Origin of the sequence: Flavobacterium ginsengisoli (assembly GCF_029625315.1) — a bacterium.
GTDB lineage: Bacteria > Bacteroidota > Bacteroidia > Flavobacteriales > Flavobacteriaceae > Flavobacterium > Flavobacterium ginsengisoli.
Window position 1 is genome coordinate 1,273,543 of sequence record NZ_CP121110.1, and the last position, 25,705, is coordinate 1,299,247.

A 25,705-nucleotide genomic window follows, 5' to 3' on the forward strand; every position below is an offset into this window, starting at 1 on the left:
ATTTACAAGGTTTAATTTACTGGCACGAAAATCACATTAGAACTTGTAAATCATTAATAATTAACCTCTTTCGGAAGTACAAATAACAAAATAAATAGCGATAAATTAAAAATAATTTATCTTAATTTTCAGACTTGTTTCTGTCATTTCCAAAGAGCATAAAAATTTTAAAAGAAAATCAATCAAAAATTAAAACAGTCAAATTATGATTACCATTACAAAACTTTCAAAAGTATTTAGAACTGAGGAATTAGAAACCAAAGCATTAAGTGAAATTTCGTTAACCATCAATCAAGGCGATTTTGTCTCTATTATGGGACCGTCTGGAAGCGGAAAATCGACTTTGTTGAATATCATTGGACTTTTGGATAGCGCTTCTAGCGGAAGTTACCAGCTTTTGGATCAGGAAATGGTTGGCTTAAAAGAAAAGTCTAGAGCGCAAGCCAGAAAAGAAAACATCGGATTCATCTTTCAGAACTTCAATTTAATTGATGAATTATCTGTTTTTGATAATATCGAATTGCCTTTAATTTACAATAACGTTCCTTCTGCCGAAAGAAAATCACGCGTAAACGAAATGGCAAAAATTTTGGGAATCGCTCATAGATTGAAGCATTTTCCGCAACAGCTTTCAGGCGGACAGCAGCAGCGTGTAGCCGTAGCAAGAGCTTTAATCAATAATCCGAAAATTATTTTGGCCGATGAGCCAACAGGAAACCTAGACAGCAGAAACGGAAATGAAGTAATGGAATTGTTGACCGATCTTCATGCCAGCGGATCGACAATCTTAATGGTAACACACTCAGATTACGATGCTTCTTTCTCGCAAAGAACAATTTTAATGAAAGATGGCGAAATCCTTTCTGAAAAAGTAAATCATAGAAATGTTGATGTTTTAGTAACTGCTAACAACTAGTTTATGCTTCAGAATTGGATTAATATATTTATTTATCAATTAAAGCATAACAAGCTTTTCACAGCTCTGAACATTCTAGGTCTGAGTATTGGAATTGCAGGTTTAATCTTTGCAACGCTGTATTGGAACGATGAATACTCGTATGATAAATGGAATCCTGAAAGGGATAAGACATTTATTGTTATGAATAATGTAGGAAAAGGAAATATTTTTGCGACAAACTCTGCTATTACCGCGCCATTATTGAAATCGTCTACTCCATATGTAGAAAATTATTGTTATTTCAATGACTATTACACTAAGGAAACCGTACAATATAATGGCAAAATAGAAATCGTTGATAAGATCTTTTCTGCACAAAAAAGTTTCTTTTCTTTTTTTCCGTATGAATTCAAATATGGTAATGCAAAAACGGCGCTTCAAGAACCACAAAGCATTGTTTTTTCAGAGGAAACTGCTTTTCAATTATTTAAAAATGAAAACCCAGTTGGTAAGCAAGTAAAATATGCAGACAAAATGTATGTTGTTCGAGGCGTTTACAAAATACCTGGAAAATCTGTTGTGATGCCAAGCGCGGTTACCAACAGTATTGAAGAAGATCTTGAAAAACACAAAGACCATTGGGGCTTTAATTTTGGTTTAATCTTAAAATTGAAAAATAAGAGTGATGCTGGATTTGTAGCCAAATCTTTAGATAAAATATTTATAGAAAAAAACTATAAAAGACAAGCAAGAAATGAAGGAATGACGCTTGAATTGTTTATAAAAACATACGGAGAACCTTTGAAAACCATAGTTGTTCCTTTTGAAAATTCTAGACTTCACAATGAAAGTTATCCGTTTCCAGAAGGAACAGGAAATCTTCAGTTTTTACGAATCTTGATGGGTTTATCAATTGTGATTTTATTGCTGTCAATTGTAAATTATATCAATTTAGCTACAGCCAATGCTATAAAACGAGCAAAAGAAGTTGGCGTGAGAAAAATAATTGGTGCCACAAAAGGACAGATTGTTCTTCAATTTATATTTGAAACTGCCCTAACCATGCTTTTTGCTTTATTATTGGCACTTGTTATTGTGGAAGTTTCTCTGCCTTTTTACAATCAGTTTTTAAACAAAGAATTAGTTCTTATCGGATCTCAATTTTATTTACAGCTTGTTGTAATCTTTATTCTTGTGGTAATTGTGAGTGGTGTTTTTCCTGCAATTTACATTTCAAATTTTGAAGTTTTGAATGTTTTAAAAGGAAATTTTTCGCACAGCAAAAACGGTTTGTGGCTTAGAAACACTATGCTTGTTTTACAATTTTCGATTGCTGTTTTCTTTATCATCGGTTCTATTGTTGTATACCAACAAGTTCAATTTATGGTAGAAAAAGATTTGGGTTTTAATGGATCTCAAATAATGAACATCACTTTTAGAGCACAAAAGGACAAAGAACAATTTAAGCGATATCAAACCATAAAGGAGGAAATAAAGAAATTTAAAGGTGTTGAAGCCGTTTCTGCTGGCGCTTTTGCTATTGGAGAAAATTGGTCTTCAAAAGGTGGATTACACTATAAAAGCATTCCAGAAGTTCTCGTTCAGCAATTGGGTTCTGATTTTGGAATGCTGGAAATGTTGGGTGTTAAACTAGTTAAAGGACGGTTTCTTACCGAAAAACTGGCTTCCGACACGATTTCTAATGTATTACTTAATGAAGTAGCAGTCAAAAAAATAAATGAAAAAAATCCTTTGGATAAAATTATCGACTGGCAAGGCCAAAAATACAAAGTTGTGGGAATCGTAAAAGACTTTCATTATTATGGTCTTGATTATGAAATTAGTCCAATGATTTTCTTTCATATCAATACTCAAAAATGGACACAAGGTAATATCGGATCGATTACAGTAAAAGTTTCACCAAAAGATATGCCTCAAACTATATCGGCACTTAAAACTTATTGGTCTAAAAAAGTAGATTCAGAATATCCTTTTGAGTATAATTTCTTAGATAAAAACTTTGCGAAAACTTTTAAAAAGTACGAAGATCAAAGAAACTTATTTGCTTTATTGAATGTTGTTGTGATTCTAATTGCCGTTTTCGGGCTGTTTGCCTTAGCTTCTTTTTCTATGGAAAGAAGACTCAAAGAAATTGCAATCAGAAAGACACTTGGCGCTGAAACCAATACTTTACTGAAAGAACTATCTAAACAATATGTAGTTTTCTGTATCATTGGTTTCTTTATCGGAATTGTTCCTGCTTATTTTTTATTGCAGAAATGGCTTAAAAATTTCCCATTCCGAATTGATATTACTCTTCTACCCTTTATTCTTGCTTTTGTGTCTTTGCTTTTCCTTACACTGACAATAGTATTGCTAAAAGCCTATCAAGTAACAAAAGTGGATGTTTTAAAATACTTAAAATACGAGTAAGATGCTTAAAAATTGGACAAACATATTTGTTTATCATATAAAGAACAACAAATTCTTTACAGCCCTTAATATATTGGGCTTGAGTATAGGAATTGCAGGTTTAATCTTTGCAATTCTATACTGGAACGACGAACATTCTTACGATCAATGGAATCCTGAGAAAGATAAAATTTTCATTGCAATGAATGATTTTGGAGGTGGAAATATCTGGACAACAAATTCTCCAATTCCAGGCAGAATGCTTAATGCAACTACTTCATATTTGGATAAATACTGTTATTTCAGAGTAAACTATACCACGGAAACTATTCAGTATAAGGGAAAAATCGAATTGGTTGACAAAATCTTTTCAGCCGAAAGGAGTTTCTTTTCTTTCTTCCCTTTTGAATTTATTCAAGGTAATGCTAAGACAGCTTTTAGCGACCGCAACAGCATGGTTCTTTCTAAAGAAACTGCTGCGCGCATTTTTAAGAATGAAAACCCAATGGGAAAACAGGTCAAATACGCAGATCGAATTTTTGTTGTTCGCGGTATATATAAAATGCCTGAAAAATCGTCAGTAATGCCTTCGGTAATTACTCCTGTTTTAGAAGAGGAATTAGAACAAAACAAAGATAACTGGGGTTTTAGTTACGGATTAATGCTAAAGCTCAAAAAGCCAAGCGACACCACAGCAGTTATTCAAAATTTAGACAAAATATTTCTTGAAGACAACTACAAAAAACAGGCAAAAGCTGAAGGCTTATCAATTGAACAATTTATTAAGCAATACGGCGAACCTATAAAAACAAGGCTTCTTCCGTTTACAAAAGCAAGGCTTCGTCAAGGAAATTATGCATTTCCTGAACAGAATGCCAATTTGCAATTTCTAAAAATTATAATGGGTTTATCTATCTTAATTTTAATACTTTCGATCGTAAACTACATTAATATGGCTACTGCAAATGCAGTAAAACGAGCCAAAGAAGTTGGAGTTCGCAAGATAGTCGGTGCTACTAAATCGCAAATTGTTACACAGTTTGTTTTTGAAACCACGCTTATTACTTTGTTTTCGGTTTTACTGGCAATGGTAATCGTAGAACTTTCGCTTCCTTTTTACAATGCTTTTTTAAACAAGAACTTAACATTAATTGGAACTCAATTTTACTTCCAACTTATTTTAATTTTCTTCTTTGTAATCCTTGTTTCGGGGGTTTTTCCTGCTGTTTACATTGCAAATTTTGAAACACTGAAAGTCTTAAAAGGCAATTTTTCGAGAAGTAAAAACGGTGTCTGGATTCGTAACGGAATGCTTGTTTTGCAGTTTTCTATTGCTACCCTTTTTATTATCGGGTCGTTTATTGTCTATAGACAGGTAAACTTTATGATGGCGAAAGATTTAGGTTTTAATGGATCTCAGGTTATGGATATTTCTTTTAAACCGCAAAAAGGAAAAAATCAATACGAAAGGTACAAAACCATTAAACAAGAACTAGAAAAAATTAAAGGTGTTGAAGGAGTTTCTGCAGGAATGTTTTCTATTGGAAGCAATGATAATTCTTGGCAAGAGCTTCATTATAAATCCAATAAAGCAGTCATAACACAGCAAATGCCAATGGACTTTGGACAATTAAATCTTTTAGGAATTCAGATTATCAAAGGAAAAGATTTGAATCCCGAATTGGCAACAGACAGCATTTCGAGTGCTTTATTGAATGAAACCGCCGCAAAAACGCTTCAAGTAAAGGATCCTGTAAATCAGGATATCACTTTTGGAGGGAAAAAATTTAAAGTTGTGGGTATTGTCAAAAATTTCCATTATGTCGGAATGGAATATAATATCGCTCCAATGATTTTCTTCCATATCAATGCTTTTGACTGGATGACAAATGATATGCACAATATTTCTGTTAAAATATCGCCAGATCAAATGCCAGAAACCATTGCCGCAATTAATAAATTATGGAAATCTAAAGTCGATCAGGAATATCCTTTTGAGTATGATTTTGTAGATAAAAACTTTGCCAGAACCTATAAAAAATATGAGGATCAAAGAAACTTGTTTGCTCTGCTGAATGTGGTCGTAATATTAATTGCTGTTTTCGGATTATTTGCTTTGGCTTCTTTTTCTATGGAAAGAAGATTGCGCGAAATCGCCATTAGAAAAACACTCGGTGCGGAAACCAATATTCTATTAAAGGAATTATCAAAACAGTATGTAATTTTCTGCGTACTTGGTTTCTTAATCGGAATTGTTCCTGCTTATTTATTGATGCAAAAATGGCTAGAAAACTTTGCTTCTCGAATCGATATTCCGTTTTTGCCATTCTTCGTTGCTTTTATATCACTGTTGTTTTTAACGCTGACGATTGTTTTAGCAAAAGCCTACCAAGTGACCAAAGTAAATGTTTTAAAATATTTAAAATACGAGTAATTAGTTTTAAGTTTTTTATTTCACGCAGATTTTACAGATTTAAGCTGATTAGGCAGATTTCTTTTAGATTTAAAATACATCTGCCAAAATCTGTAAAATCTGCATGAAACTAACCTCACAAAGTATAAGACATAACATAAACTTATGTTCTATATTATTTAAACCACCAACAAAATGCTAAAGAACTGGATCAATATATTTATCTATCAAATCAAACACAGTAAATTATTTACTGCCCTCAATATTCTCGGATTATCAATAGGAATTTCGGGTTTAATTTTCGCACTTCTTTATTGGAACGACGAACACAGCTACAATGCTTGGAATCCCGAAAAAGATAAAGTTTATCAGGTTTTAGCGCAATTGAGCGATATGCCTGTAACTGCAAATAATCCTGTACGTTTAAAACCTCATTTAGAAAATGATCCCAACGTAGAAGCTGTTGTTTATGCAGATGAATGGTATCAAAAAGACAAAGTGGTTTACAATGGGCAAAAGGAATTTGTAGATAAAATCGTAAATGCCGAAAAAGATTTCTTTTCTCTTTTTCCGTTTGAATTTATTTATGGAAATGCCAAATCAGCTATAAAAGACGAAAACAGTATTGCCATTTCAGAGAAACTTGCAGAACGCTTTTTTGGAAATAAAAATCCAATAGGCAAACAAATCAAATGTTTGGATGCTACGTTTACAATTTCAGGTGTTTATCGCATTCCAGGAAACTCATCGATCGCACCAAACATAGTGATAAACCACATGAAAGACTTGGCAGATCCAGACAAAAACCCTGGCCTTTTTGTTTTAAAAGTATTAGTAAAACTAAAAGATCCATCAAAGGTAGAATCGACCAGAAAAATGCTTGATAAAGTATTTTATGACGAGGTTATTGTAAGAACTGCCAAACAAGCGGGTTTTACACCTGCCGAAATGGTCAAGAAAATGGGAAGTTTCAAAGTTTTGATGGAACCGCTTTCATCTGCTAGATTACATTCTGTTACTGATGGATATCCTGAAGGAAGAGGAAATTATCAGTTTCTGGTAATTATGGCTTGCTTATCGGTTTTAATTCTTATTCTGTCTATTGTCAATTATATCAATTTGGCAACAGCAAATTCGATTAAAAGAGCTAAAGAAGTTGGAGTTCGTAAAGTATTGGGCGCTTCCAAAAAACAGATTGTTTGGCAATTCATTTTTGAAACCGTTTTGATGACTGCTTTTTCGGTTTTATTAGCGTTAATGATTGTAGAAATTGCACTTCCTTATTACAATTCTTTTTTAGAAAAAAATTAAGGATAATCGAAAGCCAATTTTATCTTCAGTTGATACTAGTTTTTCTCATAACCATTGTATTTGCAGGGATATTTCCAGCATTATATGTTGCTAATTTCGAGACTTTAAAAGTTTTAAGAGGCAATTACGCTCGAAGTAAAAGCGGCGTTTGGATTAGAAATGGAATGCTTATTTTTCAATTTGCCATTGCTTCCTTTTTTATTATTGGTTCTGTCGTTGTCTATCAGCAAATTAAATATCTAAACAATAAAGATCTTGGTTTTAAAGGCGATCAGGTTATGGCAATTTCGTTAAATCTTCCGTCTTCCTATTATCAGGGAGAAAATGTTGGAAAGAATATTTTTGAAAGATATAACACTATAAAACAGGAACTTTCAAAAATTAAAGGCGTTGAAAATGTTTCAACCGGTCTTCTTTCTTTTGACGGAGAAGATGATTCACAATGGCCAATTTGGTATCGAGATGTGCTTTTCAAACAAAAAGCAATCGGACTTGACTATGATATGCTAAATCTGTTAAATATAAAAGTAATAAAAGGCAGAAATCTTAGTCCAAACATAGCTTCAGACACTATAAATTCTGTTTTAGTCAATGAAAAATCATTGGCTTTAATGCAGATAAAAGATCCTATTGGTAAAGAGATCAAAATTGGAAATCAGAAAATGAGGATTATTGGCGTGGTAAAAGATTTTAATCTTTTAAGTCCAGAAGTCGATGTTCCGCCGATTACTTTTTATCACATAAAATCTCTAGATATGGCCAATGAAATGAATCGAATCTATGTAAAATTAAAAGCAGATCAGATTCAAAGTAGTATTGTTGCAATTGAAAAATTCTGGAAAACAAAAGTCGATACCGAATATCCATTTCAATATGATTTTGCCGATAAAGAATATGCGCGAACTTACGAGTCTTATGTAAAGCAGAAAAATTTGTTTTCTCTGCTCAATGTTATTGTAATTCTTATTGCCCTTTTCGGACTTTTTGCTCTCGCATCTTATTCCATTCAAAGAAGAATGAAAGAAATTGCGATTCGAAAAACTTTGGGCGCAGAGACCAATATTTTACTGAAAGAACTGTCTAAACAATATGTAGTTTATTGTGCAATAGGTTTCCTTATTGCTGTATTTCCTGCCTATGTTTTATTGCAGAAATGGCTGAATAATTTTGCCTTTAGAATCGAAATTCCGATGCTTGCCGTTTCTACTTTCCTTTTTGCTTTTATTGTTTTTAACGCTATGTATTGTTTTAGCAAAAGCGTATCAAGCAACAAAAGTCGATGTCCTGAAATATTTAAAATACGAATAAGTTAGTTTTGAGTTTTTGTAAAAAGCTGTGCAAGTCTGAGCCCTTGCGCGACTTTTTTTATTTTCTATTAAGCGTAAAATCGTTTTAAAATTTTCTTTGCGCTGTCTGAAGCTACGATCAATCCGCCACTCATCATGATAATGTCTTTGAGAACCAAACGGCCTCCAACAGAAAGATACGGAAAACCAAATTCTGGCGTTGGAAAATCTCCGCCCAGATTCGGCACATAAACTTCTGGTGTTGTGATTAAAAATGATAAGGTTACAAACGCCATTCCGAATGTCAGAAGTCCGCCCAAAAAGCCCATTTTAGGAAACCAGATTCCCAAAAGAACCAACAAACCAATTGTCACAATAACAGTTCCTAGTCCGTAAGAAAAAATATAAGTTCCGTTGGCTTCGTGCCATTTGATGTTTTTCTCAACAGTTTTACCTTCAACGTTTTTATAAAGTGTGTAGGCTTTTACCGTTTTACCTTCATCATTTACGACTTGTTTATTGGCGTCTTTATAGAAGAAGCTCATAAACGGACTATTCGCAACCAACGGAACAATTCCATCAGCTTCATATTTAAAGGCTTTTAATCCGCCAATCCACGCCATTACAACAAATATGGCAATTCTTAAAAAGTGAATAAAGTTGTTTTGTCCACCCGCAATAAATCGTATAAATTTTTCCATTTTGATTCTGTTTTAAATACAAATCAAAATTACTTTATGCTTATCTGGATAAAAATGGACGTAAAGGAGTTTTCATGGACTATTTTGCCACGATAGAAATGCCAACTTCTTTTCTGAATTCTTTCGGCGAAATGCCCACACTTTTCTTGAAATATCGGCTGAAATAAAATTCGTCTTCAAAATTAAGATCGTCTGCGATTTCTTTTATTGTTTTGGTTGTCAAATGCAGCTGTTTCTTAGCTTCCAAAACAATGCGATCTTGAATAAGCTGAGAAGGCGATTTCCCGAAATGTTTTTTGATTCTTTTACTGAAAGTATTGACGCTCAAATTGTATTTTGAGGCATAAAAAGCAACTTCTTTTGCTTCTGAAAAATGAGTGTCTAACAAATGCTGAAACTTCAAAATGTCCGCGTTTCCAATAGATTCCTGAATCTGTGGCGACATTTTGAGCTGTTTTTCTTTACTGCTCAAGGCTAGAATAACCTGCAGATAAGACTTTAGAATCGAATTATCATAATCCATTTCTGAATCTTCTACCCTTTTCATTCTTTCCATAATGCTCGTGATTTCCTCGTAAATAAAATCGGAAACCGTTACAAATGGTTCGCTATAAATATCATTGAATAAAATTCCGTTGCAAGCCACTTCTTTTTTATGGTATTCAATACAGTAAAAATCTCCGTGAAAACTAAGAATATTTAGGAAAGGTACTGTCGAATTTTTCCATTGCAATAACTGATACGGTGTTAAAAACAAAAGACATTTCCCTTTACATTCGTAATCAGTTAAATCAACAGAAAAAGTTACTTCTCCATCAAACATTAAAATGTTGTAATACGGTTCGTTGATTGCCTTTTCAAGAAAAAAAGATTGTTTCAGTTCGATTTTCATTTTACTAAATTACAGATTTGTTTTTGTTTCACGCAGATTCTGCAGATTTGAGCAGATTAAAACTTCAAAACTTTGCGTCTTTGCGACTTTGCGAGATTATATTTTAAGTATCTTTTTCCATTCCTTGAAAAATTGCTCGCAAAGTCTCAAAGACGCAAAGTTATTTATATTCATTCTTAAACCGATTTTGACATTCGTCAATGTTTTTTTGCTTGATTAACTTTACTTTTGATAATGATTAATTTTTGAGAAATGATGAGTGAACTTGAGGCTTTAATTCAGAGCAGATTACAATTAGAAAATGATGAACTTAACACCATTTTATCCTGCTTTAAATTAATACAAGTAAAGAAGAATGAGCAGTTGCTTAAAAGCGGAACCGTTGCTAATAAAATATTTTTTATAAAAAAAGGCTGTCTGCGATTGTATTACAGCACAGAAGATCATAATATAACTACACGTTTTATGGCTTTTGAAGGTACATTTCTAACTTCGATTGTCAGTTTTATTTCTAGAGAACCAAGCACCGAATACATTGAAGCGGTTGAGGCTTCAGAGCTTTTGGCTATTTCTTATGAAGATTTTTTTCATCTTCGCAACACCATTCCGCAATGGGATAAAATGTACATCTATATTCTCGAATATGGTCTTACGGTGATTACTTCTAAACTCAGCAGTTTATTGACACAAAATGCTGCCGAACGGTATCGAAATCTTCTTAAAAACAACCCCGAACTCATTCAGAGATTGTCCAATGCCAATCTTGCGGCATACCTTAATGTTTCGCCAGAAACATTAAGCAGAATAAAATCGCAGATTTAATTATAATCTGTTAACTATCAAAAAAACAAAAAACAACATTAAAAAACATTTTCTATCATGAGAAGTGATGAAGTAAAAAAAGGCGTTCAGCGAACTCCTCACAGATCCTTATTGCGAGCTACGGGCTTGAAAAATGAAGATTTTAGCAAACCATTTATTGGAGTGGCAAATTCGTTTATCGAAATCATTCCAGGACATTTTTTCTTAAACAAAGTATCTGAAATTATCAAAGAAGAAATTCGTGCCAATGGCTGTGTTCCTTTTGAATTTAATACAATCGGAATCGATGACGGAATTGCAATGGGACATGACGGAATGTTATACTCGCTTCCGAGCCGTGAAATTATCGCCAACTCTATAGAAAGTGTAATGAATGCGCATAAATTGGATGCGATGATTGCGATTCCGAACTGCGATAAAATTGTTCCAGGAATGATTATGGGTGCTTTACGTGTAGATGTTCCAACCATTTTTGTAAGCGGCGGACCAATGTCTAAAGGATATACCAAAAACGGAACGGCAATTGACTTAGCAACAGCTTTTGAAGCAGTTGGAAAACACGAAGCAGGAAAAATCTCTGACGAAGAATTATACGATATTGAATGTAATGCTTGTCCAAGCGGTGGAAGCTGTTCTGGAATGTTTACCGCAAATTCTATGAATACTTTGATGGAAGCAATGGGAATTGCGCTTCCTGGAAACGGAACAATTTTGGCTCAAACTCCAGAACGTGAACAATTGTATCGCCAAGCAGCGAGAAGAATCTGTGATATTGCAAAAGACCAACAAGCTATTGAAAAATTCAAATTAAAAAATATTTTGAACGAAAATGCCGTTCGCAACGCTTTTGCTGTCGATATGGCAATGGGCGGAAGTACGAATACTGTTCTTCATATGCTTGCAATTGCGAACGAAGCTAATGTTGATTTTAAATTAAAAGACATTAATACCATTTCTGGAAATGTGGCGCATATTGCTAAGATTTCGCCAAGTTTAAGCACGGTTCATATGGAAGATATCAACCGTGCTGGTGGTGTAAATGCAGTTATGAAGGAAATAAACAAAAGAGGTTCAGGCGTTTTAATTGATAATCTTACGATTAGTGGTGAAACTTTATTGGAAAAAATTGCTAATGCCGAAATTAAAGACACAACTATTATTCATACCATCGATAATCCGTACAGTAGAGTTGGCGGATTGGCCATTTTATACGGAAATCTTGCTGAACAAGGTGCGGTTATTAAAACTGCCGGATTAACTGGAGATCGCGTATTTACTGGTAGCGCAGTCTGTTTTGACGGTCAAGCCGAAGCGATTGCAGGAATTATGATGGGAAAAGTGAAAGCCGGAAATGTAGTGGTTATTCGTTATGAAGGACCAAAAGGCGGACCTGGAATGCAAGAAATGCTTTCTCCTACGAGTTTAATTATGGGAATGGGGCTTGGAAGTTCTGTAGCCTTAATTACTGACGGAAGATTTAGCGGTGCAACAAGAGGTGCATCAATCGGACACGTTTCTCCTGAAGCTGCTGAGGGCGGTATGATTGGTTTGGTTAAAGACGGTGACGAAATTCACATAGACGTAGATCAATATATTTTATCGGTTAATTTAAGTGATGAAGAAATCGCGACAAGAAAAGCCACTTTCAAACCATTAAAAAAACCATTAAACTCAAAATGGCTTTCACAATACAGAGCGTTAGTAACTAATGCAAGTACTGGAGCTGTTTTGAAAACAGATTTAGATTAAAAAATTAAAAAAATCCCAAAAAGAAATGTCCCAGAAAGTTAGCTTTTCTGGGAACATTTCAAGGGTTTGAACAATTCTAATTATTCAAAGCTGGTTTCGTAATATATTTTCTAATTCATGAAACAAGAATGCATTGGAAGTTGGTACAATTCTTCAAAATCGACCCCAGCAAGATTTAGACTTTTAAAAAATGTTTTAGCTTTATTTTTTGCCTGTTTATTCAATCCTGTATAAAATATTTCATTGCCATTTTGCTTTTGATTTATCATAGAAAGCACTTCTGGATTCACTATATTAAGTACCCTAACAACATGAGCTTCAGGCAAAAGTGATGCAATTATTTCAGATGATGCCTTTGCATTTGGCTCCAGACATTCTAAACTAAAAATTGGATTGCTAGAATGTATTAATACTTTCTCATTCATGTCTGGCAAGTCTGTCAAGAATAATCTAACATCTTCACGCGGAATAAATAATATCAAAATACTGGCTTTTGCTGCTTCGTATTTGCTTACCAATTTTACATTCTTCCCTGAGGTTTTAGCTATATCTTTAAACTGGCTATTTTCGCGAGTAGAACTCAATAATACTTGATGTCCTGCCTCGACCGCACGGCTCACAAAATCCATTGTAAAACTACATAAACCAATTACGCCTATCTTCATATTTCTAAACTTTGCCTTTAACCTTATAAGGCAAATATAGTCTTATCGACTATTAGATAGCTTATCTTGTCTGTCTCAATAAATCTACAACGTTGTAGATTTAAAACTACAAACCATGATTTCTGATTTATGTTTGCTAAGTTTGTGCTATAATTTAGTCAGATGTCCAAAATAACGGCTTCTTTTTCATTTCGTTATTGTTGTTTTTTGCTATTGCTTATTACAACTAAAATGGCCTGCCAAGAAAACTACACGGCTAGATGGTACACTGCGGATAATAATGAACTGCAACAGAACAGTATAAAAGCAATCGTTCAGGGCAAACACAATTTTATATGGATGACTACCGAAAATGGTATTGTTCGTTATGACGGCAATAATTTTCTTGTTTTTAATTCATCCAATACCTCTTTAGAGCATACTCGTTTTACCGATATTTTTGGAAGCATAGAAAAAGATAGTCTTACAAGTTACAACGAAAGCAAAAAAGAACTTGTCTTTATCAGAAATGCAAAAGTCCAAATTCTTAAAAAAAATGCTCCAAAATCTAGTTTGGTGCGAAACGGAAGACATTTCTTCTTTCATGACGGTCTTCCGTCCAACTATTCTATTAATCAGCACGAGCCTTATTATATCAGATTATCTAATGGAAATATATTCTTTATAGATAACCAAACCATTGAATTATGCGATTCTAAAATGAAAAGCATTTCTAAAACTCCTTTTAAAAATGATAATATTTTTAATTTTTTCGCACTTAATAATTCTCTTTTTTATCTAGAGGATAATGGTAATTATCATTGTTTTTCGGAAAAAGGAGAATCTTCAGGAAAACTGAATGCAATACCGACAAGAAATCGTAGGTTATTCTGGAACATCACAACAGGCCAGGTTTTTCTATCTGTAAAGAATAAAATTTATCAGTTAAAAAATCAAAATGACCAATTAACTGCTCAATTAATTGTCGAATACAAAGATTTTGAAACAAGCAATATAATCAGCTGCTTATTTTGATCAAAAAAATAATAAATTGTACTTAGGGAGCGGTACAAACGGATTGTGCATTATTTCTTTTCCTCTTTTTAAAACCGTCAAAAAAAGCAACGAAAGAGCCGAAGTTTACTATGCTTGCACAAGCTTTTAGCGATAGTACTGTAATCACTTCTGAAGGATTGATTATTAATAATAAAAGAGTTATTGATAGTATTCCTTTTCCTAAAAGCGTTCTTTTGGATGAACGTATAAATATTGCTCTCGACGATGAGAAAAATATATGGATAAGCCGAGCCATGAAAGTATTATGTTATCTAAAAAAATCAGGATACAAAAAATATATCACCTACCCTTTTAATCAAAATCCGAAAACAATATTTAAAGATAATAGCAATACCATTTGGGTTTCTCTGGGAATAGATGAGTTTCATAAACCTAAATTGTATGCTATAAAAAAAGGAGTTGTAACACTTAAGGCGGTTTTTAAAAACAACATCAATTATATCGTTCAGCAAAACAGCATTTTGTATTTGGCTGGAGATAACGGACTGTTTTTGTATGACTTAAAAACTAAAAAACTGCATTTTGCAAAAAACACTGAAAAGATAAACATTCGAAGCGTTTTTATAGACAGCAAGCAGAAAATATGGCTTACCACATACGAAAAAGGCTTTTTTCTTTACGAAAATCAGACTCTACATTCTTTTCCAACAGACGAAGAGCATTATCTTAATTCTGCTCATTGCATCATTGAAGACAAAAACGAGTTTTTCTGGATATCAACCAATAAAGGACTTTTTCAGGTTTCTAGAAAAGCGTTGCTGCAGACATTATAAAAATAAAAATACGGTTATATATTACCATCAGTACAATAAAGCAGACGGTTTTCTGATTAATGAATTTAACGGCGGCTGCCAACCTTGCGGGAATTTTCTAAAAAACAATGATATTGTTTTTCCGTCCATGAATGGTATCGTTTTTTTTAATCCGTATAAAATATCTCCTTTACTTCCGGGAAAAGATCTTTTTATTGACAGAGTTGTTCTAGATCAGAAAATAATTATTCCGAAAGATACTATTGTCTTAAAAAACAATTTTCAACGAGTAAGTTTTTTGGTTTCATATCCTTATTACGGTAATCCAAAAAATGTAGCCATCGAAGCAAAAATGGACAAAATTGGCAGTGATCGCTGGGAACGACTAAAAGCCGATAAATCAATTTCTTTTACAACATTGCCTCCAGGAACTTATACACTTACCTTTAGAAGTTTATCTGGTTTTAATGCCAATTATGCCTACAAAAAAGTAATTCTCGTTGTGCCTGCAAAATTTCATCAAACGATCTGGTTCACTATTCTCTGCTGTTTTCTTTTTGTTGGTTTTGTTATTTCAATCTGGTACATCAGATTATACTATCAAAAAATGAAAAGCTTACAGCTTCAAATTACAATTGCAAAAAAGACAAAAAAATTAGTCGCTACGGTTCAGAAACTTGAAATAACAGAAAACAACTTAAAACAGGAAATTAAACAGCACGAAATGCTTGTAAAGAGCATGAGCCATGATATCAAAAGTCCATTAAAATTCTTGTCTTCTTCTGTAAAACATCTTTTCGAAAACAGTACCATACAGCAAGATCCAAAGCTTAAACAGCAATTAGGCATGTTGCAAACATCAACATTACAATTGTATGAGTATGTCGAAAATCTTATCAAATACTCCTCTATTTTTATTGAAGGGAAAAAACTTGAAGGAGAAAGCTATTCTCTGAACAAATTAATAGAAGAAAGCATTCATATTTTTGAAAAAATTGCAGAAGCAGAAAATAATGCGATTATCAATAGTGTACCTAAGGATTTATTGGTAAAGACAAATAAAAAAGCGCTTTCTATTATTATTCATAATTTGATTGATAATGCCATAAAAAACACCAAAAACGGTAGAATTGAATTATTATGCACCACTCAAAGCAATATTCTAACTTTAAAAATTATTGATAATGGTAAAGGAATGAGTAAAGAACTTATTGATTACTATCACAATTTTTATAAAAATCCAATTTCGAAAAATTATCATTTGGGGCTTCATATGATTATTGAGCTTCTTATTCTTATTGAAGGAAACATCAATATTAAAAGCGGTATTGACAAAGGGACTACAATCGAAATAATGGTCGAATATAACTAGCCTTGAAAAGTTTTATACAAGTTAATGAGTTCTACCAGATTATTGACTTTTAGTTTTTCAAAAACCCTTGCTTTGTAAGTGCTCACAGTCGACATGTGAATATTGAGTTTGTTAGAAATTTCTAAATTGCCATTTCCTTGAATCAATAAATCGGTTATTTGAAGCTCTCTTTTAGATAAACCTTCAAAAGGATTTAAGGTCTTTTTACTAGTCTGGATGCTTACCAATTTACTTACCAATTCAGGAGAAACATAAGTTCCTGATTCAAAAATGGAAGTAATGGCAAACATGATTTTTTCTTCACTGCACAATTTATCGACATATCCATTGGCTCCGCTAGAAAGGTATTTCAAGGCGTATTGCTCTTCTTCGTGAGCCGAAAAAACCAGTATTTTTACTTCAGATTGAATAGCTCTAATGTCGGTTATCATATCGGTACTCTTTCCTCCAGGAATATTAATGTCTAGAACTACTAAGTCAAAAAGAAGATTTTTTAAAAGTGTAATAGCCTCAAAGAAATTTTCAGCATGCGAGATTGCAACATCCTCAAATTGTCTTTCAAGAATCATTGCAACTCCATTTCGCACTACCAAATGATCATCGACAATTAAAATTTTCTTTGTCATATTCACTATTTCTTAGTAAATCCTTTTCTAGTCATTTCGCCCCAACCTTTCGTTCCCATAACTTTTTCTTTGTAACCAATCAAAGCGGCATAAACAGTAAGCGGGTGGAAATAAAAAGGTTCAATAAAAGCGACCATTAAAAGCTTTAAAAAATCGGCTTGTTTTGGATATTTATGATAGGTTTTTTCTTCGCTATATAAAGCAATAACCGAAAATAAAACAGCAAACGAATATACAAAAAGAAGCAATAAGAAGAAAAAATGCCAGTTTAATAATCCCAATACAATAAACACGACTGTTATTACAAGTCCGATAAATTCAATTGCAGGAGCTAAAAATTCAAACAAAGTCCAATAAGGCACACTCAACATTCCCAAAAGCTTGTATTTTGGATTTAAGAACATTTTTTTGTGAAAACTCAATGTTTCTATAGTTCCGCGCATCCAACGCGAACGCTGTTTTTTGAATATTTTAAAATCTTCTGGTGCTTCGGTCCAACAAAGCGGGTCTGGAATATAACTTACTGAGTACGGCAATTTATTATCTAGCATATAACGTCGCATTCTTACAATCAGCTCCATGTCTTCTCCAACCGTTTTGGTGCTATAACCGCCAGAAAGTATGGCAATTTCTTTATCAAAAGCCCCAAAAGCTCCGCTAATAAGCAATAAGCCGTCTAGTTTTCCCCAAGCCATTCTTCCCAAAAGAAATGCTCTTAAGTATTCTAAAACCTGAATTCTCGGCAACATAACATCTGGAATATTCACTTCGACCAAACGTCCGTTCTTGATCACACATTGATTAGCAATTCGAACCACTCCTCCAGTTGCAATAATGCGTTTTCCGTATGCCTCTAAAAACGGTTTTGCCAGTTTTAAAAGCGAATCTTTATCCAAAATACAATCGACATCAATACAAACCACATATGGATTCTGAGCAATGTTAAGTCCAACGTTTAATGCATCGGCTTTACCTCCATTTTCTTTGTCTACGACAATTAGCTTTTTGAAAGCGGCATTTTTAGAAGTGTAAATTCCTTTTATTTTTTTTGTTTCAATTTGCGGATGAAAATCCAAATTAGTCAAAACCAAATCGTAGGTTTTAGTCAAGATTTCCATCGAATTGTCCTTGCTTCCATCATTTACTACAATAACTTGATAATTATTATAATTAAGCGAAAGCAATGATTTTACATTTTCTTCGATCGTAAGACCTTCATTATAAGCAGGCGCAATAAGCGAAAGTTTTGGTGCAAACTCAGTACTTAACAGCACATCATAATCAACAAAGCTGTTACGTTTGAGGTAATTTCTAAGCTCTTTTGTCGAAATATAGGCCAGCATTAAATAAGACGACATGATCAGTATGGCGTAACCAAGTATTAGGAGTATATATACATCCAAAAACCATGTTATTTCAGGATTAAAAAAAGTCATTTTCTTATACTATTATGCTGTTAATGTCTGCAAAATACTTTGCGCTTCGTATTTTATGATAGCATTTGTCGTTTGGGCAGCCAGTTGCGCTACTTGCGGAACTTTTTGCGATAATTTCAGTTCTTTTATAAGCTTTAAACCAAGCGTAATAACGGTTGTGTTTTGCGATTCAAGTAAATGCTCAATTCCTTCTGTATCGCCTATATCGTGTTTTTTAAAAGCGCCTATAATATTCAGTTGCATCCAATCGTCTATAGGATCAGAATGTTGCACCAAATACTGGATGCTTTGAGTTCCCTCAAGTTTTATGCAAGCATTTATGGCAACAATTTTTAATGTTTTATTTCTGGCTTTAGAACAAATAATAATTTGATCAAACGCTCCTTTAATATTAAATTCTGCCAATTCTGTAATTCCTTTACATTTTACTTCCCACCTTAAGCTTTTGAGCTTTTTAAACGAAGATTTTATCAATCCAGAATCCTCATAAAACCGTTCCAATTTCTCGGCATAAATACCTTCATAGTTTTTATGCAGATTGATTAGAGATTCTGTCAAAACTTCTCTAAAAAAAGACGTGTCAAAAAGCACTTGAAAATTCTTGTCTTCTTTAATTTTTGAAAAAGGAATATTGCCAAAAATAATATCCGACATTACTTTATCGATTATTGTGCTGTATTCTTTAGTGAGTCGTTCCTTTTTTATTTTATTGTTTCTGCTTGCTACAATAATAAGATATAAGATAAATGATGCCGTTACAAACAAGTAAATGGAAAACGTGAGAAAAGGTACTTCCCAACCTCCGCTTTTATATAAATCCCAGATCTCTTTCATCTTAAAAACGTTTCGTTACAATTAACTGCACATTAAACTTATTTCGATATTCTCCTTGTGTATATTCTTCATATTCGTAAAGGAAAATCGGACGCACAAAAAACGAATCGCCAAAACGGTGCTGATATTGAATTCCTACTCTATACGCTTTTAGAGGCTGTGTAAAATTATTGTAGAGATACAAATACGGTACGTTTCCGTATTGCAGTTCCAGTCTTACAAGACGCTCTTTTTCTTCGTTTACACGTTGAACGCTTAAAACATGAGAAAATAATTCATTCGAAATATCGTAGTAAGGCCTGTAAGCAAAAGTATAAATCCCTGCATTATAAGCAACTTGACCAGTAAGCAATGTAATATTGTCTGTCTCAAAATGCATATATCTTCCTCCAAGCGAAAAATCGAACTTTTTCTGTGGCTTAAAATAATATTCTAAACCTCCTTTGGCTACAGGAAATATGGTTTCTCCTGTAGAAACTCCTGCATTTGCATACAAATAACTTTTGTTTGAAAAGGTCTGATAAAAATCAGTTTCAAATAACATTTGCGTGTCGCCACTTATGTTTCCGATATTGGCTCTCCCAACAATTGCCGATTTGCTAAATTTATGCGAATACTCAACATATCCATAATGAAATGGTCTGCTGTCCCGGATCTGAAGTCGAAATATTTAGGTAAGAAGCCGAAACTGTATTTTTTGCTTTACGTCCAATAAGTGTGCGTATTCCGCTAAAGGCTTGAGTACTATTATCTATATAAGATGCTTTATCTATTAAATCTAATGCTTCCTGATCGCGATTTAGTTTTTCTAAACAAGTCGCTTTAATCTTCAATACCTCTACCGATTTTGGATCAATCGTTAAATACTTATCACAATACAAAATACATTTTTCATAATCTTCTGTCCAGAAATAAACATTTACAAGTGCTTGTAAAGCTTCAGGATTCGGATTATTTCTATCTGCCATTGGAGACAAAATCTTTATGGCAGTTTTATATTCTTTTTTCCAACTATAGATACGTCCTGTGTATGTCTGTATATCTTCATTTTCAGGATATTTGGCACGCAGAGGTTCAATAATCGATAAGGCTTTATCAAAATTTTCTTTTTCGACTTCGCGTTTAACATTTGCCAAAGTCTCATCTATATTGATTTCTTGTGCGAATGCAACAGAAGAAATAAAAACCAGGAAAATAGAATAATATATAAACTTCATTAGATTCGGGTTTTTAGTAATTTATTAATCCTCACTAAAAGTACAGCTGGACTTACAGGCTTTGCAATAAATTCATTTGCTCCAATGTCAAAAGAATCAAGCTCTGTCTGCTCCACACCTGAAGAGGTTAATATAATTACGGGAATATCAGATTTAAGGTTTTCTCGCACGTGTTGCGTAATTTCCATTCCGCTAACACCCGGCATGTTTATATCAGTCAATATTAAATCATAGTTTTCTTTTTCGATCGCTTCAAGCGCTTCTTTTCCATCAGAAAACTGGTCAATGCTAAATCCTTTGGACTCTAAGAAAAAAGATAACGATTTGCGTAGGATATCATTATCTTCGGCTACAATAATTCTCATTTTTTATTTTTTTTATCTTGGGGACAATTTAAATTATAACGTCTTATATAGTAAAGCTATTGTATATTTCCTTTATATCATAGCTCTTTTAAAATTTTAACGACTTCTTCAATTCCGCAGTGAAAAATATTTACTTTATCTAATGTTTCTGCTGTAAATTCGCCAGATGACGCTTCTTCTTCGATAATCGACAAACAATTGCTTAAATCTTGCGACGATAAAAATATCCATGCTTGATTTCATATTATGCGCCAATTTTTTTACGCTGTCGTAATCGGTATTTTTAAAGGCTTCTTCTAACTGTGCCGACTGACTTGGAATCTTTTCAATAAAAAGATCTATCATATCTTTCCTAAATTCGGCATCGCCTCCAGACATTTCATCCAAAAAAGACATATCGATAATTCTTTTATGATGTGCATCGCTATCTGGTGTCATTACCGTTTTTATGGCTTTTAAAAGTATAGACTGTTTAAATGGTTTTGGCACATAAGCATTCATTCCCACTTTGTAGCATCGCTCCTGCTCTCCTACCAAAGAATGTGCTGTCATGGCAATAATTGGTATGCTTGAATTCATTTCATTCCTGATATATTCTGTGGTTTGGTAGCCATCTTTTACAGGCATTTGCAAATCCATTAAAACCAGATCATATTCATTTTGAGATAAAAGTTCGATGCCTTCTTCACCGTTTTGCGCAATATCCAAATCGAAACCAAAATTATTAATTACGCTTTTTGCAAGCTTTTGGTTTAGAACATTGTCTTCGCAAAGCAATATTTTAAGATTTCCTAAATCATTTTTAGAAACCGTTTTTACCGTTGTTTCTTCAAAGTTTGATTTTTTGTACGAAAGGGTAAAGAAAAATTCAGAACCACGATTTAGAGTACTTTTTACGTGAACTTCTCCTTTTTGAAGTTCTACTAATTGTTTTACAATATTCAGTCCGAGTCCGGTACCGCCAAATGTTCTTGTTGTACTTTCTTCTCCTTGTGTAAAACGTTCAAAAATTGTTTCGAGTTTATCTTTTGGTATTCCGATTCCGGTATCTTTTATAGAAAACTTAAACGAATAACCGTCTTCCGTTTCTTCCATTTTCTTTACCGAAACGGTTACTTCTCCTTCATTTGTAAACTTAAGCGCGTTGCCGATAAGGTTTACCAAGATCTGATTTAATCTGCCTTGATCGCCAACAACCAAATCTGGCAATTCGGCATCAAGAAAAAGATTAAACTCAACGTCTTTTTGTACTTTAACTTTCAGTAAACTATAAACATGTTTAAGCGTTTTCTTCAAATTAAAAGGCTCAGATTCTATAGGTAAATTTCCAGATTCAATTTTTGAAAGATCTAGAATATCATTTACAATTAGAAGCAGATTTTCGCCTGCAATCTGTACACTTCCAATATAATCGCGCTGTGTATCATCGAGTTCCGTCTGCGCAAGCAAATCTGTAAAACCAATAATTGCGTTTAAAGGCGTTCTGATTTCGTGACTCATATTGGCCAAAAAACTATCTCTTGCCAAAACTGCACGTTCTGCAATTTTTCTCTGTGTGTATAATTGATGGTTTTTTGTACCTAATTCCAGCTGCGCCATTACGTGTTTTGCTACGATAGAAAGTGCATTGCGCTGATTTTCATTCAATTCCTTAACAACATGATCAACTGCGCACAAAGTTCCAATATTATAGCCATCTGGTGTGGTAAGTGGCACACCAGCATAAAAACGAACATTAAATCCGCCTGTTACATTTGGGTCGTCTTTGAATGTTTCATTAACATGAGTGTCGTTAATTTCTAGAATTTTTGTATCTAAAATAGTGTAATTGCAAAAAGTGATTTCACGAGGGACTTCTGAAACTCCTATTCCAATTTCAGATTTAAACCATTGCCTGTTTTCATCAATAAAAGAAATATGGGCAATTGGCACACCGCAAATGTAAGCAACAAGCTTTGTAGCATCGTCAAAAGCATCATCTGGGAGCGTGTCGAGTATATTATAACGTTTTAGGCGCACTAAACGTTGTAGTTCGTTATCTGGAATTGGATAATCTTTATTCATTTTTTCATAGAGGTAAAGGCATAAAGATAAAATAATTTAGACTAAAACCCCTGCCTTATCTCGACTTTCTTGTGAAAAATTGTTCGAGATGCCTAAATTTTTATCCGTCAAATCTTCCTTTTTTCATTTCATTACAAATTTTTTCTAGGTCATTACAAAATTGAATTGCGACTATTGGGCAGATGCTAATTTTGTTATAAAATTGCCCTGATTTTATCAACTAATCTCTTCAAAAAAGCCATTTTTCTATCTTTTTTACAAGAAAATCAAGTCATTGCGAAGAGCAAAAAATTAAAGTAAATGAAAAACTTAAGAAACAGTATTTTTTACGTTGGAGTTATCGGAGGATTTTCTCTTTTAATGTATTGGATTATTTTATTGGGAGTAAAACTAGAAACGGGCCGAAATCTTAAAATTCCAACCTCAGATAAAACGCAATGGAGCGAATTTCTTGATTCTCTTATAAAAAACTTACATCATCCGTTAGCGCTTTTACTAGCACAAATTGTTACGATTATCTTTGTTGCCCGTATTTTTGGATGGATTTGCATTAAAATAAAACAGCCAGCCGTTATTGGAGAAATGATTGCCGGAATTGTAATGGGACCTTCTTTAATCGGAATGTATTTTCCCGAATTTTCTGCGGCTTTATTTCCAGCAGAATCTCTTGGAAATCTTCAATTCTTAAGTCAAATTGGCTTAATCCTTTTCATGTATATCGTAGGAATGGAGATCGATATGAAGATTCTTAGAAACAAAGCCCATGATGCTGTAGTTATAAGCCACGCAAGTATTATTATTCCTTTTGTTTTAGGAATGGGTCTAGCGTATTTTATATATGACGAGTTTGCCCCCGCAGATGTACAATTTACATCTTTTGGTTTGTTTGCCGGAATCGCGATGAGTATCACTGCTTTTCCGGTGCTTGCCAGAATTGTGCAAGAACGTGGCATACATAAAACAAAATTAGGGACAATTGTAATTACTTGTGCAGCAGCCGATGATATTACAGCATGGTGTATTCTAGCAGTTGTAATTGCGATTGTAAAAGCAGGTTCTTTTGGAAGCGCTTTATATACAGTTGTTTTAGCTTTAGGTTATGTTTTTTTAATGATAAAAGTAGTTCGTCCGTTCCTTAAACGAATTGGAGATCTATACGCTACAAACGAAAAATTAAGCAAACCAATTGTAGCCATTTTCTTTTTGACGCTGGTGGTTTCTTCTTATTTAACAGAAGTTATAGGAATCCACGCTTTGTTTGGAGCTTTCATTGCAGGTGCTATTATGCCTGAAAACATTAGATTTAGAAATCTCTTTATTGAGAAAGTTGAAGACGTTGCGCTTGTACTTTTATTGCCTCTATTCTTTGTTTTTACAGGTTTAAGAACCCAAATTGGTTTGTTGAATGAGCCTTATTTATGGAAAATTGCGGGATTAATTTTTGCAGTAGCCGTTGTGGGTAAATTTGTTAGCAGTATGCTTGCTCGCCAAATTTGTGGGTCAAAGCTGGAAAGATAGTTTATCTATTGGAGCTCTAATGAATACAAGAGGTCTAACAGAATTGGTTGCCTTAAATATTGGTTACGATCTAGGAGTTTTAAGCCCAGAATTGTTTTCTATGTTTGTAATTATGGCGCTTGCCACAACATTTATGACAGGGCCGACATTAGATTTAATCAATTGGCTTTTTAAATCTAGTAAAGAAGAAAAAGAAGAAGATATTGCGCTAAAAAATAAGTACCGAATTTTATTGTCTTTTGACAGACCAGAATCTGGAAGAGCGTTACTTAAAGTGGCTGATGGATTAACTAACAAAAGAGCTGAAAGTTCTGAAATTACGGCAATGCACTTTCTTCCTACCGAAGAATTACATCATTACAACACTGATATTTATGAAGATGAAAAATTTAAAGACATTGTAGAAGAGTCTGTTGCTTTAAACAGAAATATTACAACTATGTTTAAAGCCTCTTCTGATATAGACAATGAAATTGTAAATGTTGCTAATAAAAGCAAACATGATTTATTATTGGTTGGAATTGGACAATCTATTTACCAAGGAAGTTTACTAGGACGAGTGCTTGGATTTACAACCCGAATTATTAATCCTGAAAAGATATTAAATACCGTAACTGGAAAGGAAAACATTTTAGAATCTGCACCTTTTGACGATGGAACAAGACAAATTATCGCAAAATCGCATATTCCTGTTGGCGTTTTAATTGACAAGGATTTAACTGATATCAATACGATTTTCATTCCGCTATTTAACTTAAAAGATTGGGATTCTATTCAGAACTATGTTCAGAAATTCATTCAGAATATCAATGCGAGAATTGAAATTCTGGATATTGAAGGCAAAATTATGGCTGATCTGGACACAAAAGAAAAAATTAGGATGATAGAACAAGCGGCTCCAAACCAAATAACTTTGAGAAAAGAACAATCTATTGAAAAAGATTTTCTAGAACACCAAGATCTTATGCTAATTTCTATTGATGGATGGAAAAATTTGGTAGAGAATAAAAGCCCTTGGCTGGCTAATATTCCTTCTACTTTAATTCTTTCTGAAGATAAAAAATAGTGTTTGTTTTTTTGAATTTTATAGTAAAAGAACGCCCTCTAAAACAGGCGTTCTTTTTTTGATTTAAAAAATATCTTATACTGTTATTTAAATGTCTTTTTGGGTAGCTAAGTAAAAAAATGGAAGGGCTAGTTTTAAAAATACTAACCTTAAAACCATTTATTATGAAAAAGTTTAAAAAAACCTAACTCCTTTTTTAGTTTTTATTATTGTTATATTAATTGCCAGCTGCGGCAATGAAGAAATTGAT

The 25,705-nt window shown here is 33.4% G+C and carries 20 protein-coding genes and 1 pseudogene; 11 read left to right on the forward strand and 10 right to left on the reverse strand.

What is annotated here, in order from left to right:
• The first annotated feature begins 205 nt into the window (after nt 1–205).
• The 5 genes from P5P87_RS05820 to P5P87_RS25840 all read left to right on the forward strand — a co-directional run bounded on the left by P5P87_RS05820 (nt 206) and on the right by P5P87_RS25840 (nt 8,347).
• A complete protein-coding gene (locus tag P5P87_RS05820) occupies nt 206–916 on the forward strand; it encodes an ABC transporter ATP-binding protein (RefSeq protein ID WP_278021888.1) in 711 nt (236 codons plus the stop codon).
• 3 nt (nt 917–919) lie between these two features.
• Entirely contained in the window at nt 920–3,331 is a 2,412-nt protein-coding gene (locus P5P87_RS05825; RefSeq protein ID WP_278021889.1) for an ABC transporter permease, read from the forward strand.
• Nucleotide 3,332: 1 nt separating this feature from the next.
• The gene (locus tag P5P87_RS05830) at nt 3,333–5,744 is read left to right on the forward strand and encodes an ABC transporter permease (protein WP_278021890.1); all 2,412 of its coding nucleotides are present in this window, start codon (nt 3,333–3,335) and stop codon (nt 5,742–5,744) included.
• A gap of 174 nt (nt 5,745–5,918) precedes the next feature.
• Nucleotides 5,919–7,034, forward strand: coding sequence for an ABC transporter permease (locus P5P87_RS25835; protein WP_340696659.1), 1,116 nt, complete (start codon nt 5,919–5,921; stop codon nt 7,032–7,034).
• Between the two features lie 29 nt (nt 7,035–7,063).
• A complete protein-coding gene (locus P5P87_RS25840; protein ID WP_340696660.1) occupies nt 7,064–8,347 on the forward strand; it encodes an ABC transporter permease in 1,284 nt (427 codons plus the stop codon).
• 62 nt (nt 8,348–8,409) lie between these two features.
• On the opposite strand, the gene P5P87_RS05840 is transcribed toward P5P87_RS25840, so the two are convergent.
• A complete protein-coding gene (locus P5P87_RS05840) occupies nt 8,410–9,021 on the reverse strand; it encodes a DUF417 family protein (protein ID WP_278021891.1) in 612 nt (203 codons plus the stop codon).
• Between the two features lie 79 nt (nt 9,022–9,100).
• Complete coding sequence (locus tag P5P87_RS05845) at nt 9,101–9,913, reverse strand: helix-turn-helix domain-containing protein (RefSeq protein ID WP_278021892.1); 813 nt, start codon at nt 9,911–9,913, stop codon at nt 9,101–9,103.
• A 252-nt stretch (nt 9,914–10,165) separates the two neighbouring features.
• Between P5P87_RS05845 and P5P87_RS05850 the strand changes: the two genes are divergently transcribed.
• Together P5P87_RS05850 and ilvD are read left to right on the forward strand one after the other, a co-directional pair.
• The gene (locus tag P5P87_RS05850; protein ID WP_278021893.1) at nt 10,166–10,735 is read left to right on the forward strand and encodes a Crp/Fnr family transcriptional regulator; all 570 of its coding nucleotides are present in this window, start codon (nt 10,166–10,168) and stop codon (nt 10,733–10,735) included.
• A 57-nt stretch (nt 10,736–10,792) separates the two neighbouring features.
• Nucleotides 10,793–12,484: a dihydroxy-acid dehydratase gene (gene ilvD / locus P5P87_RS05855; protein ID WP_278021894.1), complete on the forward strand. Its 1,692-nt coding sequence runs from the start codon at nt 10,793–10,795 to the stop codon at nt 12,482–12,484.
• A 110-nt stretch (nt 12,485–12,594) separates the two neighbouring features.
• On the opposite strand, the gene P5P87_RS05860 is transcribed toward ilvD, so the two are convergent.
• A complete protein-coding gene (locus P5P87_RS05860) occupies nt 12,595–13,149 on the reverse strand; it encodes an NAD(P)-binding domain-containing protein (RefSeq protein WP_278021895.1) in 555 nt (184 codons plus the stop codon).
• Nucleotides 13,150–13,380: 231 nt separating this feature from the next.
• Here P5P87_RS05860 and P5P87_RS05865 point away from each other — a divergent pair, with 231 nt between their 5' ends.
• The 3 genes from P5P87_RS05865 (at nt 13,381) to P5P87_RS05875 (ending at nt 16,329) form a co-directional block, all read left to right on the forward strand.
• Complete coding sequence (locus P5P87_RS05865) at nt 13,381–14,163, forward strand: hypothetical protein (protein ID WP_278021896.1); 783 nt, start codon at nt 13,381–13,383, stop codon at nt 14,161–14,163.
• A gap of 110 nt (nt 14,164–14,273) precedes the next feature.
• Nucleotides 14,274–14,978: a ligand-binding sensor domain-containing protein gene (locus tag P5P87_RS05870; RefSeq protein ID WP_278021897.1), complete on the forward strand. Its 705-nt coding sequence runs from the start codon at nt 14,274–14,276 to the stop codon at nt 14,976–14,978.
• A 127-nt stretch (nt 14,979–15,105) separates the two neighbouring features.
• Nucleotides 15,106–16,329: an ATP-binding protein gene (locus P5P87_RS05875; protein WP_278021898.1), complete on the forward strand. Its 1,224-nt coding sequence runs from the start codon at nt 15,106–15,108 to the stop codon at nt 16,327–16,329.
• On the opposite strand, the gene P5P87_RS05880 is transcribed toward P5P87_RS05875, so the two are convergent.
• The 7 genes from P5P87_RS05880 to P5P87_RS05910 form a co-directional block, all read right to left on the reverse strand.
• Complete coding sequence (locus P5P87_RS05880) at nt 16,326–16,955, reverse strand: response regulator (protein WP_278021899.1); 630 nt, start codon at nt 16,953–16,955, stop codon at nt 16,326–16,328. The genes P5P87_RS05875 and P5P87_RS05880 overlap by 4 nt on opposite strands.
• 5 nt (nt 16,956–16,960) lie before the next feature.
• A complete protein-coding gene (locus P5P87_RS05885) occupies nt 16,961–18,391 on the reverse strand; it encodes a glycosyltransferase family 2 protein (protein WP_278021900.1) in 1,431 nt (476 codons plus the stop codon).
• 12 nt (nt 18,392–18,403) lie between these two features.
• Nucleotides 18,404–19,225 (reverse strand): hypothetical protein, encoded by an 822-nt coding sequence (locus tag P5P87_RS05890; RefSeq protein ID WP_278021901.1) that lies wholly within the window; start codon nt 19,223–19,225, stop codon nt 18,404–18,406.
• 1 nt (nt 19,226) lies between these two features.
• Nucleotides 19,227–19,895 (reverse strand): YaiO family outer membrane beta-barrel protein, encoded by a 669-nt coding sequence (locus tag P5P87_RS05895; RefSeq protein WP_340696688.1) that lies wholly within the window; start codon nt 19,893–19,895, stop codon nt 19,227–19,229.
• Nucleotides 19,843–20,442, reverse strand: a complete 600-nt coding sequence (locus P5P87_RS05900) for a tetratricopeptide repeat protein (protein WP_278021902.1) — start codon at nt 20,440–20,442, stop codon at nt 19,843–19,845. The genes P5P87_RS05895 and P5P87_RS05900 overlap by 53 nt, the downstream gene beginning before the upstream one ends.
• Nucleotides 20,442–20,807 carry a response regulator transcription factor gene (locus tag P5P87_RS05905; protein WP_111423610.1) on the reverse strand — a complete coding sequence of 122 codons (366 nt, stop codon included), beginning with the start codon at nt 20,805–20,807 and terminating at the stop codon, nt 20,442–20,444. Before P5P87_RS05905 ends, P5P87_RS05900 begins: the two co-directional genes overlap by 1 nt.
• 135 nt (nt 20,808–20,942) lie before the next feature.
• Entirely contained in the window at nt 20,943–22,871 is a 1,929-nt protein-coding gene (locus tag P5P87_RS05910) for a GAF domain-containing hybrid sensor histidine kinase/response regulator (protein WP_278021903.1), read from the reverse strand.
• 300 nt (nt 22,872–23,171) lie between these two features.
• On the opposite strand from P5P87_RS05910, the pseudogene P5P87_RS05915 reads away from it, so the two are divergent.
• Nucleotides 23,172–25,455, forward strand: a pseudogene (locus tag P5P87_RS05915) (cation:proton antiporter domain-containing protein).
• Nucleotides 25,456–25,705 lie beyond the last annotated feature (250 nt).

What these genes read in the sequence shown, in the direction of transcription:
- P5P87_RS05820 (WP_278021888.1), top strand. Translation starts at nt 206, where the DNA reads ATGATTACCATTACAAAACTTTCAAAAGTATTTAGAACTGAGGAATTA.
- P5P87_RS05825 (WP_278021889.1), top strand. Translation starts at nt 920, where the DNA reads ATGCTTCAGAATTGGATTAATATATTTATTTATCAATTAAAGCATAAC.
- P5P87_RS05830 (WP_278021890.1), top strand. Translation starts at nt 3,333, where the DNA reads ATGCTTAAAAATTGGACAAACATATTTGTTTATCATATAAAGAACAAC.
- P5P87_RS25835 (WP_340696659.1), top strand. Translation starts at nt 5,919, where the DNA reads ATGCTAAAGAACTGGATCAATATATTTATCTATCAAATCAAACACAGT.
- P5P87_RS05840 (WP_278021891.1), bottom strand. Translation starts at nt 9,021, where the DNA reads ATGGAAAAATTTATACGATTTATTGCGGGTGGACAAAACAACTTTATT.
- P5P87_RS05845 (WP_278021892.1), bottom strand. Translation starts at nt 9,913, where the DNA reads ATGAAAATCGAACTGAAACAATCTTTTTTTCTTGAAAAGGCAATCAAC.
- P5P87_RS05850 (WP_278021893.1), top strand. Translation starts at nt 10,166, where the DNA reads ATGATGAGTGAACTTGAGGCTTTAATTCAGAGCAGATTACAATTAGAA.
- ilvD (WP_278021894.1), top strand. Translation starts at nt 10,793, where the DNA reads ATGAGAAGTGATGAAGTAAAAAAAGGCGTTCAGCGAACTCCTCACAGA.
- P5P87_RS05860 (WP_278021895.1), bottom strand. Translation starts at nt 13,149, where the DNA reads ATGAAGATAGGCGTAATTGGTTTATGTAGTTTTACAATGGATTTTGTG.
- P5P87_RS05865 (WP_278021896.1), top strand. Translation starts at nt 13,381, where the DNA reads ATGGCCTGCCAAGAAAACTACACGGCTAGATGGTACACTGCGGATAAT.
- P5P87_RS05870 (WP_278021897.1), top strand. Translation starts at nt 14,274, where the DNA reads ATGCTTGCACAAGCTTTTAGCGATAGTACTGTAATCACTTCTGAAGGA.
- P5P87_RS05875 (WP_278021898.1), top strand. Translation starts at nt 15,106, where the DNA reads ATGAATGGTATCGTTTTTTTTAATCCGTATAAAATATCTCCTTTACTT.
- P5P87_RS05880 (WP_278021899.1), bottom strand. Translation starts at nt 16,955, where the DNA reads ATGACAAAGAAAATTTTAATTGTCGATGATCATTTGGTAGTGCGAAAT.
- P5P87_RS05885 (WP_278021900.1), bottom strand. Translation starts at nt 18,391, where the DNA reads ATGACTTTTTTTAATCCTGAAATAACATGGTTTTTGGATGTATATATA.
- P5P87_RS05890 (WP_278021901.1), bottom strand. Translation starts at nt 19,225, where the DNA reads ATGAAAGAGATCTGGGATTTATATAAAAGCGGAGGTTGGGAAGTACCT.
- P5P87_RS05900 (WP_278021902.1), bottom strand. Translation starts at nt 20,442, where the DNA reads ATGAAGTTTATATATTATTCTATTTTCCTGGTTTTTATTTCTTCTGTT.
- P5P87_RS05905 (WP_111423610.1), bottom strand. Translation starts at nt 20,807, where the DNA reads ATGAGAATTATTGTAGCCGAAGATAATGATATCCTACGCAAATCGTTA.
- P5P87_RS05910 (WP_278021903.1), bottom strand. Translation starts at nt 22,871, where the DNA reads ATGAATAAAGATTATCCAATTCCAGATAACGAACTACAACGTTTAGTG.